The following is a 12,492-nucleotide window of genomic DNA, read 5'->3' on the forward strand; positions in this document are numbered from 1 at the left end:
GCGGCTGGCTACCCGAGGCCTCGGGTAGCCAGCCGCGCAATTGCAGGAAGTGGCAATCTGACGCGCCGGGCAAGCTCCCGCAACAGCGCGGGCAAGAATCCGACGCCTCAGGCAAGACCCTGCAATTGCGAAGGTATAAAGCTGACGGCTCTGCATGTGAGCTGCAACTGCGGGTGGGTCTGCAAGAGTAGTCACAAAGAAACCCGCAAGCCGGAAAATCGCTTGTAGAAGCCAATAAAAGATCCGGTCTGCAGGAGACAGACCGGATCTTTCAATTCAGAGCAACAAAATCTTACAAATTCAACGGGTTGCCGTTGTAGAAATCGAGTATTTTGGTTCGGAAAATATATTCGTATTTGGCCTGAGCCAGATCGCTTTTGGCTTTGGCCAGGTTATTTTTCGATTGGTTATATTCTACCGAGTTGACCATACCTACGTTAAATTTTTCTTCGGTATACCGAAAAGCTTCCTGTGTTGATTCCACTGCTTTATTACTGGCCATATATTTTTTTAAGGAGGCCAGGGCATTGGTATAAGCTTGCTCAATATCTTTACGAAGCGTATTTTTGGTGCTCTGCAGTTCATATTCCTGATTCAGTACCTGCAACTCGGCATTTTTAATTTGAGTGCGAACCTGGCCTTTATTGAATATCGGGATACTCAAATTTACGCCAAGACCATAGCGATCGTTGTTTTTCAACTGATCGCCAAACGAAATCACACCCGGATTCGGGTTTTCCTCTGTTGGAGAATAGAAATATTTGTTGTTGTATTCGTTGTAATAGTCTGCCCCAAAAGTCAGGCTGGGGTAGAGGCTTCCCTTAGCAATGGCTACTTGCTCTTGTAAACTTCCCAGGCGATATTCGGCACTTTTTACCTCGGGGCGGATTTTGACTGCATTTCGAAAGACGTCCATCGAATTGAGCAACGATCCGTTTGCTTTAACAACGGGCAATACCGGCTTTTCAATTTTGAACTGATCGGGAGAAGCGATCTCCAACAGCTGGTACAAATTAAGATAGGCTAGTTGCAGGCTATTTTGCTGATTGACCAGGTTCAATTCTTCATTGGCTTGTTGGGCTTCAATTTCCAACAGACTTCCTTTGGCCAGACTTCCTGCATCAACCAATTTTTGGGTTCGGTCAATCTGTAGTTTGGTTACTTCCAGTTGATCCTCGGCGACTTGCACCAATTCTTCGGCAAACAAAATTTCAAGATATGCAGCTGCAATGTATAACTTAATGTCATCCTTGGCTTTTTGCAAATCTGCCAGGCTGGCTCTTAAGTCCAGGTCTGCTTTGTCAATTGAGTTTTGCAGCCTGAAACCATTCCAAAGAGGAACATTGGCGCTCAGGCTGGCTCCGGTCTGGTTCGAATTATAATCGGCGTAGGTGTTGTCGTATTGCAACGAGCGGCCAAAGTTAAAGCTGTTTGACAAGTTTCCACTTAGCGATGGCAAGCGGTTGTTTTTGGCTTGTTGCAATTCATTCTGATAGTAGTCGGTATTGATTGATTGTTGCTGAATCTGAATGTTATTTTCGAGCGCATAATCGATGCATTGCTGCAAATCCCAGTTCTGTTGGGCTTGTGCAGTTCCCGAAAAAATAAGAGTGATCAGTGCAACAATCTGAAATAAATGTTTCATGGTTGATTTCTTTTTGTTATCCAATGGGCTAATTTAGTCATTCGTTTGAAATAGTGTTGATTTAGTCGCGTTATTTTAACCGCAAAAATGGTGGTCTGATCCAGGCGGTTAGCCAGCGTTTGTTTCTTTTTCTTTTACTTTCTTTGGATCAATTTTCTCCCCTTTAACTTTATCTTTCAGACTGAGGCCTTCGGTAATTTCAATATTAATTCCATCAGAAAGACCGGTGTGTACAAATCGTTTTTCGAAGTTGGGTTCTTCTTCTGTTCCGGTATTAATTTCAACAAAGGACGAATCGTTTTCAAAATTCAGAAAACCTTCAGGTATCACCATTACGCTATCCTTTTTTTCTAAAACAATATTGGCATTGGCGCTGTACCCGGCACGTATAAATTGTCCTTCTTTCAGGTTTACGTTGGCTTTAATTTCAAACTGAATGGCCCCGTTCTCTTCCACCCCCTTGGGCGAGAGGTAGGTGAGTTTTGCTTCGAACTTTTCATTTTCAATCGCTCCAATTGTTAAAACGATGTCCATTCCCTCGTGAATTTTACCGACTTCGGTTTCGTCTACTTTGCCATCGAAAATCATGTCACTCATATCGGCAATAACAGCGATTGTGGTTCCATCGTTAAAGGTGTTTGATTGGATAACAGAATTTCCAACCTCCACCGGAACATCCAGGATCATTCCATTAATCGTTGATCGGATAAGCGTGTTGGATGCATGCGCTGTTTGTTTTGTCGCTCCTTTTCGAATCAGATCAAGGTTGTTTTGTGCTGCATTTAGCTCTTCGCGAGCCGCGTTAAACGACAGTTGTGCTTTTTGGTACTCTCCATAAGGAATAACTTTTTTATCAAAAAGCTCTTTTTGTCGATTGTAGTCAATTTTTGAATCTTCGTAGTTTAATTGTGACTGATTTACTCTCGATTCGGCATTGTTTAAGGTTACCATATCGGGAATGATTTTTACTTTGGCGATAATGTCTCCCTTTTTTACTTCCGAACCAGCTTCAAGGTAAATTTCTTCAATGATTCCGGACACTTGCGGTTTTATTTCAATCTCTTTACGGGGAACAACCGAACCTGTTGCAACCGTTTTTTTTGTAATGTTGTCTATTTTCGGGGTTTCGGTTTTATAGACATCTGGTTGGCTGTTCGACTTTGAATACAAAAAATAAACTGTTCCGAAGAAGGAAGTAATTAGGATGACAATTAGTAAGATTTTAAAGAATTTTTTCATGGCTGTGGTATTATTATTTTTTAATTTTCTGTTCTTAGTGCATCAATCGGTTTTATTTGAATGGCTCTGCGTGCCGGAATATAGCCTGCAAAAGCTCCTGAAATAATGAGGATTAACAGGCACGAAACGGCAACGGTTAAGTTTACCCCGGGGTTTTTAATGAAAATATCTGCTCCATTCTCAGCAGCGCTTTCGAGTCCCTTATTGGCCAGTTCTAAAAGAAAAATTCCGAAAAAGAGTCCAAAATATCCGGCAATAGTGGTTAAAAAAACACTCTCGGAAATTATTTGGGCAATGATTACACGAGGGGTGGCACCAATAGCTCGCATAATTCCGATTTCCTGGGTCCGTTCTTTCACAATTACCAGCATAATATTGCTAACACCGATAACGCCTGCCAGCAGCGTACCGATTCCTACAATCCATGTTAAAATATTAATGCCGCCAAATAAGGTAGCGAATTGCTTAAATTGCTTTTCAATATTTATGTGTCCAACTGCCTGCACATCGTCCGGTGCAATTTTATGTCGTTTTTTAATCGCTGAAATCACTTTCTCTTCAACAGCACTTGCACTCAATCCTTCGGCGGCAGTAATGCCCATCATGTGAACATCATTTCCGTAGTTGTAGGCAATTTGCATCGTTGTAAATGGCAGAAAGATGCTTTCGTCGGTCTTGCCATTCATATTCATATTTGATACCGGATGAATGACTCCGACTATCTGATAGAACACTCCTCCTATTTTTAGATATTCACCAATAGGTTCTTCGTCTTTCGAAAACATTTCGTCAACAACTTTCTCGCCAACAACACAAACTTTTCGGCGTTGTTTAATATCAATTTCGTTTAACCAGCGCCCTTTCGGAAATTCGGCGGGATCGATGTTTGCCCACTCGGGGTAATCTCCTTTAATGTTGAATGAACCGCTTCGGTCTCCCCTGATCGTATTATTTCCGCTCAACCACGAACCAAAAAGTCGAGGTGCAACTGTTTTAACTTCAGGAATATGGCTGCGAATATATTCAATATCCTCATTGTTGAAATCCCAGTTGCGGCCACGCCTGAATCCTTCATAAGGCTTACTTGTTCGTTGTGTCCACATAAAAAATGAGTTTACGGCAATTTTACCAACTCCGTCAGTAATACCGGTTTCAAGTCCTTTTCCGGCTCCTGCCATAATAATAAGCATGAATATTCCCCAGAAAACCCCAAATGCAGTTAAAAAGCTGCGTAGCTTATTTTTCTTTAAAGCGGATAATATTTCGTTAAATCTTTCTATCATCGTATTTGTTTATTCGTTATGGAGTGCTTCAATCGGTTTTATTGATGCTGCTCGTTTTGCAGGAATATATCCGGCCAAGGTACCGGCGCCAACCAAAAGTAGTAACGAGCTAATTGCAATACGAAGATCAACAGTCGGGTTCAAAAACATCGTAAATTGCCCGCGATCGCCGCTTGATGCAGCCGAGCTTTGTTGCTCCATAACAAAGTTAATAAGCTCCATCAATGAAATTCCGAATAGCATGCCGATATATCCAGCCAATAGGGTGATAAATACCGATTCGAGCAAGATTAAACCAATAATTGACGAAGGCGAGGCTCCAATGGCTTTTCGAATACCAATTTCCTTGGTTCGCTCTTTTACTACAATGAGCATAATGTTGCTAACCCCTACAATGCCGGCGATGAGTGTCCCGATGCCTATTAGCCATATAAAGATATTTATGGCTTTAAAGATATTCATGGTTTCGATGTAATTTTCCAACGAATTGTAGATACCAATTGCCCGGGTATCGTTTACGTCAACCTTATGATTTGCAGCAAGCAGCGTGCGAATTTTCTTTTCAATTTGAAGGCTCTCTTTTTTCGAAAGATCTTTGGTGGTAACGGCCAGATTGTGAATGCGATCGCCAATGTTAAATATTAATTGAGCAGTTGTAATTGGGATGAGTCCCTGTTGTGCTCCTTCCCGCGGATCAGACTCGGCATATACGCCAATAATTTTATAGAGTACACCTCCAATGTTCAAATACTCTCCAACCGGCTCAATTCCTTTAAAGAGTGCTTCTTTAATGTCTTTACCAATGACGACTACTTTTCGTTTATATTGAATATCGATTTCGTTGATGAAACGGCCTTCGTCAATGTTTAATTTTTCGATATCCCGATAATCAGGATGACAGCCTTGTGTGGTGTATTGTCCGTATTCGTTGCTGAATGAATAGGTACGTGAATTGCTGAAATATCTTGCTGAAATTTTATCGATGTCGTCTAGTTTTTTTATTTCATCGTAATCTTTCATATCAAAATAAATCCTTCTGCCTGCTTTTAGTCCCTGATAGGGCATGCTTGTTTCGCGGCTCCAAATCCACATTGCGTTTGTTGCGTTACCCTCAAAGTTTGAACCTACACCGTTGCTTAGCCCGTTTCCCGCACCCAGCAATACCATGAGCATAAAAATGCCCCATGCAATGGCAAACCCGGTAAGGAAAGTTCTCAATTTGTTTTTTTTGATGGTGGCAATGATTTCTTGCCATTTGTCGATATCGAACATGGTTTCAGGGCTAAATGGTTTCCAATTCTTTCGTATAGGCTTCCCGAAAGTTACTCAGGTCTCCATTTCGAATAATTTCATGGATTTGTCCATCCTTGAGGCGAATAATCTTTTTGGTCATCGAAGCAATGTCGTGCTCGTGGGTTACAAGAATAACGGTGATTCCGTCATTATTGATCTCTTTCAGAATCTCCATTACTTCGTACGATGTTGTGGTGTCCAGAGCTCCTGTTGGTTCATCGGCCAAAATTAATTTTGGTTTCGATATTAGCGCCCGGGCAATGGCAATGCGCTGTTTCTGACCTCCCGACATTTCGTTGGGCATGTGCTCAGCCCAATCTTTTAATCCAAGCTTGTCGAGGTATTCCATGGCTATAATGTTTCTCTTTTTGCGTTTTACTCCTTTGTAATAAAGCGGAAGAGCAACATTTTCCATCGCATTTTTAAACGAAATCAGGTTGAAGGACTGAAAAACAAAACCAACCAATTCATTACGAAGTTGGGCGGCTTTCTTTTCGCTCATGTCTTTAATCTGTTGGTTGTTTAGGTAATAGCTTCCTTCGTCGTGGTTATCGAGCATACCTAGTATATTGAGCAAGGTTGACTTGCCGGAACCGGATGATCCCATAATGGAAACAAACTCTCCCTGCTCAATATCCAGATTGATGCCTTTGAGCACATGTAGCTTGCTGTTACCCATGACATAGGATTTGTGAATGTTGTTTAGTTTGATCATTTGTTTAATTGTTTTCTGCTTTGAGGTATTAAAATTCCGAAATTCAAGGCTTATTTTTGTAATAAATTCGATGAACAACCGATTTTTCTATGTGAGTGGGCTTTTTCGATCCCCCTCCTGTCGAGATTCTTTAAATAGGACGAACAATCTTTCCAGACGTTACAGCAGAAATGACGATTTTTTTTCTGAAAAATATAGAATTGCCCGGCAAATTGTCCTGAATTTGTTGCAATGTGGTTGGTTAATGCGGTTGGAGGTCTGAGTTGATGATCTTCTTACCCAAAAGGTGTGATCAATACAAGCAAAAATGCCACACAGACAAGTGAAAAGATACCAAATGAAGTTGACAAAAATCAACATGACACACATCTGAATAATTAATTGAATAACTTTGATGTCCTTAAAAGCATAAAAACCTTGGAAACAATCGACTAGTGGCAAAAAAATGATATATTTCGGAGTACTATTATTAGTTAATCGTATGTCTGGTAAACTATTTATCCTTTGAAACATGGGCGATATTGATGAAAAAATTGAGGTGAGAGAAATAAGTGAAAAAGAAATATGGGTCAATACAAATAAAACTTCCCTAATCCATGATAATATTATCTATGTAATTGCGATGGGCGAGCAGACAACCGAATTTGCTAAAGCACAAGCTGAAATTTGCTTGAAGATGTCTGGTTTAATTAAAGGGAAAGTGAATTTTCTGATCGACCTGAATAAGTCAGGAAAAAACTCTCCTGAAGCTAGAAAAACGTGGAAAACTTTGACTGAGCATGACAACACGGAAAAAGTTGCCACTTTCGGACTGCATCCGGTTGCAAAGGTAATCGCCTCATTTGTTATGCGAGTTAGCAGCGGTAACAAAATACACTTTTTCTCAACAAAAGAGGAAGCCATAGCCTGGTTGAGAGAATAAATTGAACGGTGGCCTAAAGATCAATAAGAATTTACGGCGAATAGAATGATGAAGAAAAAGAGAGATAAAATTCGGATTGAGGAGATGATTGAGGTGATTATGAAGGTCGGGCAGGGCGACTTTTCTGTTCAGCTGGAGTTGTCGGAAAAAGATGATCTCTTGGATTCACTTGCCATGGGATTAAATATGATGATTGATGATTTAGGAAGCACCCATGCAGTTGAAGTTCAAAATGAAAAATTCAAACAAATCAACATCGAACTGGAAAAGGCAATTGACAGAGCACAGGAAAGCGAGCGGTTAAAGACTGCATTTTTGGCCAATATGAGTCATGAAATCCGAACACCGCTCAATTCAATTCTTGGTTTTTCCGAATTGCTGTCCCCTGATCTCGAAGAGGGACAATTCGAGGATTATAGCGAAATCATTAGGAATTCAGGAATTCAATTGCTTCAGATTATTGACGATATTCTTGATTTTTCAAAATTGGAATCAAATCAACTGCCTTTGTTTTTCAGCCTCAGCAATGTCAATAAAATTATGCAGGAGGTCTATATCACCCAAAAACAAAGCAAAAAGCTTCGCCAAAGTAATACGATTCAATTAAAGGAGCCACAAATTGAATTGTCAAATGATATTTATCTGAAAACGGATCCCGTGCGGTTGAAACAAATTCTGAATAACTTGATCAATAATGCCATGAAGTTTACGAAAGAAGGATTTGTTGAATTTGGCTATTCCATAAAAGCAGGAGCGGGAGGCGAAATGATTGAGTTTTATGTAAAAGATACCGGGATTGGTATTTCTGATACGAAACAGAAGGCGATTTTTGAACGGTTTATTCAGGTCGAAAGTTTCTCTATGAAAGAAGGTAACGGGTTGGGGCTGAGTATCTGCAAAGGATTAGTTGAGTTGCTTGGTGGAAGTATTTGGGTTGAATCGAATGTGGACGAAGGCAGTTGCTTTTACTTTACCTTACCTTTTTCGGATCAAGGTGAAATGGGGGTGCCAGAACAGGTAGAGCAAGACAACGGAAAATGGAGTCTTAGCGGAAGTAAAGTTTTTATAGCTGAAGACAATTTGAACTCATTAATTTACCTGGAAGAGGTGTTACTTACCGAGGGCGTGGTTGTTAAGACAGCGTTGGATGGTCAGTCATTGCTAGAGCTGTTGAAGAAGGATACTCCGGATTTGATTTTGCTTGATATTAATATGCCTGTTAAGAATGGTTATGAAACGATTGCCGAAATTCGCAAAAGCGGATTGACCATGCCGGTTATTGCACAAACAGCTTATGCCATGCCCGAAGAGAGAAGCATGATTCTGGCTGCTGGTTGTACGGATTACATTTCGAAACCAATTCAGAGAAAGAAATTACTATCGTTAATTCGTGAGGTGTTGGGGAAGAATTCCAAGTAGAAGTATCTTTCAGTAATCGGCTATTTTTTGCACCTTCCCATCGATCACAACTCCATCAATTTTTATTTCTTTTGCTGACTTCAGTGCATCTGCTGTCGTATGCACAATTGGCTCACCTTTGGCATTAAAAGAAGTGTTGATCAACGCCCTAACCTGATATCTTTCATCGAGCAGATTGAGTAAATCCCAGAGGTAGGGATTCTGCTTCCGACTAAAAAGAGTTTGGATGCGGGCAGTTCCATCACGATGAACAGCACCTTCCAGTTCGGCATGTTTCTCAGTCAGGATTGAAAAGTCGAGCAGCATGTATTGACTGAGCTGATGGATGGATGTTTGCCCGGTAAAATAACGGGCATTTTTTTCCAACATCACAGGAGCAACCGGGCGATACCACTCGCGCTGCTTGTGTTGCATGCTTATTTTTTTAGCGAGACTTTTGTTGTTGGCCAGGCACAGCAGACTTCGGTTGCCCAATGCACGAGGACCCGCTTCTCCAAAACCATTGCAGACGCCAATTACGTTGCCGGAGATTAGTAATTTGGCAGCTTGCTCTAAATCATCGGTGTTGTATTGAGATTTATTTGTTGGCAAATTCCAATTGTTAAGGTACGCTGAATGCTGCTCCACTTGCCCATGTTTTTTCCACTCGGCAAATGCGGCAGCACCCAATGCCAGGCCCGAATCCTCGCAGCAGGGCGGGATAAAAACTTCATCGAACAGCTTGGATTCAATCAGTCGCGTATTGGCCACAATGTTTAACGCGCAGCCACCAGAATAGTATAGCGTCGTGCATCCGGTTTGCTGTCGGAGATTCTGAAAAATTAAAAGAGTTTCGCGCACAAACAGTTCGTGAATCGTGGCGATGATATTTTGCAGAAACGGGTTTTTCTGGTCAAACGATCTCAATTCAATATTAAAATCCTCCTTTGCTTGTCGGAAGAAGACTGATTTTTTTGCCCAGATGTTTTGAAAGTAATCATGCGTTTTTAGCCATTCGGCTAACTCTGGCTGGAACGTTCCATGGCCGGCAAGTCCCATCATTTTACCGGGAACCGAATTCTGCTCATTCAACTTTGCTCCAATTACGGAAAATACCAACGCATTGGCGTTGAACAAAGCGCTGAGGTGATGATAATCCCAGGTGGCTGTAATTTTTTCAATCTTGTTGTCTCGAAAAAGCCAGGCTGAAAAATTGCTTTTGCTGGCTCCACCGTCAAAATGAACAAGCAAGCTGTTGTTTTTGAAATTGCCATAGAAGGGTAGGCAGGTGAAAACATGCGCCAGCTCGTGGTTCAGTACCCAGGCTTTGACTTCTTTGCCAAACCACCAGCAGTTCCCTTCTTCCAGATCATTGGCCAGCGATTGATTCAATGGTGCTTCAAAGCGGGCATTTCCTTGTGTTGTAATAAAAGTTCTCCCAATAACGTTGTCAACAAATACCAGATCAAAGTCTTCAGCCAGTCGTTTGTTTTCTTTTAAAATGGAATAGAGGTGTTTGTGTAAACTGTTGTCCCGTTTTCTGCAAGTAATCCGTTCAAGTTGTAAAAAGTCGCGAACCTGCCCGTTTTGCATGATCGCCAGATTGTGGTCGTGTACATAAAGCGGATGTTCATAGTCATCACGATCCTGGATTCCATAAATGGCCAAGGTTGGTTTTTGCGGGTCCATCAGGTAAACTGCATGTAAATTGTCAAGGCAAGAAAAACGTACATAATTAGGTTACTCCAGAATCTCTTCTTCATGAAGATGAGGTAATTCGAGATCAGAAATGTTAGCGGGAGTGCCATGATGATCAGAATTTCGTGAGAAACCGCAGGTACAGCAATAAGCAAAATGAATGACACCAGAAAAATTAAAAAGAAAACCTGAAAGTACTTACGCGTGCTGATTTTCTTTTCGTCGTATTGGTTTAGCAGGAACACACTTGAAATTAAGGTGATTAGGGTTAAAAAACCAAGGTAAATCTGAAGCGGTAAGTTTTGTCTCAAAAAGTAATTTTCGGTGTGCAAATTTTTTGAGATGGTTGCGTTGAAAACGTGAATCTGATCGGTGAGAAAATAGTATGACCAGGCAAATAGCCAGGGAACCATGAGCCCCAAAATGGGCAGGACAAAATTTCGCCATTTAGGGCTGTTTTTAATTAGCAGAAAACCCAGCCAGATAATGGGAAAGAAGAAAATAAGATTGAAGTAGAACAAACTTCCCACACTGATAAAGAACCCGGCTTCAAAAGCTTGCGCGTAAAACGTTTCTTTTTTGTATGATTGAAAAATACGGTCGACACATAAAACTAAAAATAGCAAGGCAAAATAAACCGGGTGAAGGGCATGCAATGAAATCAGACCACTAACAATTAAAACAAATATGTTGGAAGGCAGAAAGGTGCGGACTCGAATAAAGGCATAGGTCGTATTTAAGCGAAGGATCAGAAACGAAAGTGTAATGACGAAAAAGATGGCAAGCAGGTTGCTAATCAATGGCGATTTCGACAGCCAGTGATGCACCAGTTGGTAAAGAAACATATCGCTTTCGCCCTCAAAAAAAGGGAAATAATCCGGATGAATATACGAACGAAACCATAAAACCAGTACAAGTACCGGGATGAGTATAAAGTTATAGGCCTGGTTCGTTTTGAGTATTCGGAGTATCATCGTTTTTATCTTAAATAGCCTTTGTTATGATCTTATAGATCGAACCCGAGGTCCTTTCGGAAGTAACGCCCGTCAAATTCAATTTTTCCGGCATTCGCATACGATTGTTTCAGGGCTTCTTCCATCGATGAACCGTATGAACTGACAGCAATAACGCGTCCTCCGGCAGTTACCACCTTGTTCGATTCCTGCTTGGTTCCGGCGTGGAACAAAATACTGTTTTCAACCTCGTCGAATCCAGTCATGGTTTTACCGTTTTCGTAGGTGCCCGGATACCCGCCAGAAACCAACATGACTGTTACAGCCGTGCGCTCATCAATTTCGATGGATTGTTCGGACATGGTGCCGTTGGCTGCTGCTTCAAGCAGGTCAACAAAGTCTGATTTGATTCGCAACATGACGGCTTCGGTTTCCGGATCACCCATGCGAACGTTGTATTCAATGACGTACGGGTCGCCATCAACGTTAATCAATCCAAAAAAGATGAATCCGTTATACGGGATATCATCTTTTTGCAAGCCGTCAACGGTTGGTTTGATGATGCGGTCTTCAATTTTTTTCATGTATTCGGCATTGGCAAAAGGAACGGGACTGATTGCTCCCATGCCACCGGTATTTAGTCCGGTATCGCCTTCGCCAATTCGTTTGTAGTCTTTGGCTTCGGGAAGAATTTGGTAGTCTTTTCCGTCGGTAATGGCAAAAACAGACAATTCCACACCCGACAAGAATTCTTCGATTACCACTTTGCTGCTTGCTTCGCCAAATTGGCCATCAAGCATAATTTTTAACGAGGCCTCGGCTTCTTCTAAATGTTCAATAATCAGCACTCCTTTTCCTGCAGCTAGTCCATCCGCTTTTAAAACGTATGGTGCTTTCATGGTTTTCAGGAATTCAATTCCTTCGCCAAGTGTTTTGGGGGTTACTGTTTTATATTTTGCTGTTGGAATGTTATGACGATCCATAAAGTCTTTCGCAAAGTCTTTCGATCCTTCGAGGGTTGCGCCTACTTTTTGGGGACCAACAACTTTTACATCTTTCAGTTCTTCGTCGTCCAAAAAGAAATCGTGCAAGCCATCAACCAAAGGTACTTCTGGGCCAACCACCACGAGGTTGATCGATTTTTCAAGAACCACTTTTTTCAGTCCTTCGAAATCGGAAACGCTTACAGCAATGTTTTCACCAACATCGGCAGTTCCGGCGTTGCCGGGCGCAATAAACAGCTTGTCAACTTTTTCTGATTGCTTAATTTTCCACGCCATTGCGTGTTCTCTTCCTCCTGATCCAACAAGTAAAATATTCAACATGATCTTAAAAATTTGTCTGTT

11 protein-coding genes are annotated in these 12,492 nt (G+C 41.4%); 2 read left to right on the forward strand and 9 right to left on the reverse strand.

Annotated elements, in window-relative coordinates:
• The 6 genes from ACTB00_RS17290 to ACTB00_RS17315 form a co-directional block, all read right to left on the reverse strand.
• A partial coding sequence (locus ACTB00_RS17290; RefSeq protein ID WP_463301164.1) for a hypothetical protein occupies positions 1 to 195 on the reverse strand: 195 nt, incomplete at its 3' end.
• A 97-nt stretch (positions 196 to 292) separates the two neighbouring features.
• The gene (locus ACTB00_RS17295) at positions 293 to 1,645 is read right to left on the reverse strand and encodes a TolC family protein (RefSeq protein ID WP_463301165.1); all 1,353 of its coding nucleotides are present in this window, start codon (positions 1,643 to 1,645) and stop codon (positions 293 to 295) included.
• Between the two features lie 108 nt (positions 1,646 to 1,753).
• Entirely contained in the window at positions 1,754 to 2,884 is a 1,131-nt protein-coding gene (locus ACTB00_RS17300; RefSeq protein WP_463301166.1) for an efflux RND transporter periplasmic adaptor subunit, read from the reverse strand.
• A gap of 20 nt (positions 2,885 to 2,904) precedes the next feature.
• Positions 2,905 to 4,167, reverse strand: coding sequence for an ABC transporter permease (locus tag ACTB00_RS17305; RefSeq protein ID WP_463301167.1), 1,263 nt, complete (start codon positions 4,165 to 4,167; stop codon positions 2,905 to 2,907).
• Between the two features lie 9 nt (positions 4,168 to 4,176).
• Positions 4,177 to 5,439: an ABC transporter permease gene (locus tag ACTB00_RS17310; protein ID WP_463301168.1), complete on the reverse strand. Its 1,263-nt coding sequence runs from the start codon at positions 5,437 to 5,439 to the stop codon at positions 4,177 to 4,179.
• Positions 5,440 to 5,449: 10 nt separating this feature from the next.
• Positions 5,450 to 6,175 carry an ABC transporter ATP-binding protein gene (locus tag ACTB00_RS17315; protein WP_463301169.1) on the reverse strand — a complete coding sequence of 242 codons (726 nt, stop codon included), beginning with the start codon at positions 6,173 to 6,175 and terminating at the stop codon, positions 5,450 to 5,452.
• A gap of 511 nt (positions 6,176 to 6,686) precedes the next feature.
• Between ACTB00_RS17315 and ACTB00_RS17320 the strand changes: the two genes are divergently transcribed.
• Both ACTB00_RS17320 and ACTB00_RS17325 read left to right on the forward strand, forming a co-directional pair.
• Complete coding sequence (locus ACTB00_RS17320; protein ID WP_463301170.1) at positions 6,687 to 7,097, forward strand: DUF7793 family protein; 411 nt, start codon at positions 6,687 to 6,689, stop codon at positions 7,095 to 7,097.
• Positions 7,098 to 7,142: 45 nt separating this feature from the next.
• Complete coding sequence (locus ACTB00_RS17325; protein ID WP_463301171.1) at positions 7,143 to 8,516, forward strand: ATP-binding protein; 1,374 nt, start codon at positions 7,143 to 7,145, stop codon at positions 8,514 to 8,516.
• Between the two features lie 9 nt (positions 8,517 to 8,525).
• Here ACTB00_RS17325 and ACTB00_RS17330 read toward each other — a convergent pair whose 3' ends face one another.
• Genes ACTB00_RS17330 through purD form a run of 3 tightly spaced genes read right to left on the reverse strand, consistent with a single transcriptional unit; the run spans position 8,526 to position 12,471 of the window.
• Positions 8,526 to 10,184, reverse strand: a complete 1,659-nt coding sequence (locus ACTB00_RS17330) for a carbamoyltransferase C-terminal domain-containing protein (RefSeq protein WP_463301172.1) — start codon at positions 10,182 to 10,184, stop codon at positions 8,526 to 8,528.
• Positions 10,184 to 11,167 (reverse strand): hypothetical protein, encoded by a 984-nt coding sequence (locus ACTB00_RS17335; protein WP_463301173.1) that lies wholly within the window; start codon positions 11,165 to 11,167, stop codon positions 10,184 to 10,186. The genes ACTB00_RS17330 and ACTB00_RS17335 overlap by 1 nt, the downstream gene beginning before the upstream one ends.
• A gap of 32 nt (positions 11,168 to 11,199) precedes the next feature.
• Complete coding sequence (gene purD, locus ACTB00_RS17340) at positions 11,200 to 12,471, reverse strand: phosphoribosylamine--glycine ligase (RefSeq protein WP_463301174.1); 1,272 nt, start codon at positions 12,469 to 12,471, stop codon at positions 11,200 to 11,202.
• Positions 12,472 to 12,492: the final 21 nt, after the last annotated feature.

This window comes from Sunxiuqinia sp. (assembly GCF_055140945.1).

Bases quoted from the DNA above. Each gene is read 5' to 3' on its own strand.
- ACTB00_RS17295 (WP_463301165.1), bottom strand. From the start codon at position 1,645: ATGAAACATTTATTTCAGATTGTTGCACTGATCACTCTTATTTTTTCG.
- ACTB00_RS17300 (WP_463301166.1), bottom strand. From the start codon at position 2,884: ATGAAAAAATTCTTTAAAATCTTACTAATTGTCATCCTAATTACTTCC.
- ACTB00_RS17305 (WP_463301167.1), bottom strand. From the start codon at position 4,167: ATGATAGAAAGATTTAACGAAATATTATCCGCTTTAAAGAAAAATAAG.
- ACTB00_RS17310 (WP_463301168.1), bottom strand. From the start codon at position 5,439: ATGTTCGATATCGACAAATGGCAAGAAATCATTGCCACCATCAAAAAA.
- ACTB00_RS17315 (WP_463301169.1), bottom strand. From the start codon at position 6,175: ATGATCAAACTAAACAACATTCACAAATCCTATGTCATGGGTAACAGC.
- ACTB00_RS17320 (WP_463301170.1), top strand. From the start codon at position 6,687: ATGGGCGATATTGATGAAAAAATTGAGGTGAGAGAAATAAGTGAAAAA.
- ACTB00_RS17325 (WP_463301171.1), top strand. From the start codon at position 7,143: ATGATGAAGAAAAAGAGAGATAAAATTCGGATTGAGGAGATGATTGAG.
- ACTB00_RS17330 (WP_463301172.1), bottom strand. From the start codon at position 10,184: ATGGACCCGCAAAAACCAACCTTGGCCATTTATGGAATCCAGGATCGT.
- ACTB00_RS17335 (WP_463301173.1), bottom strand. From the start codon at position 11,167: ATGATACTCCGAATACTCAAAACGAACCAGGCCTATAACTTTATACTC.
- purD (WP_463301174.1), bottom strand. From the start codon at position 12,471: ATGTTGAATATTTTACTTGTTGGATCAGGAGGAAGAGAACACGCAATG.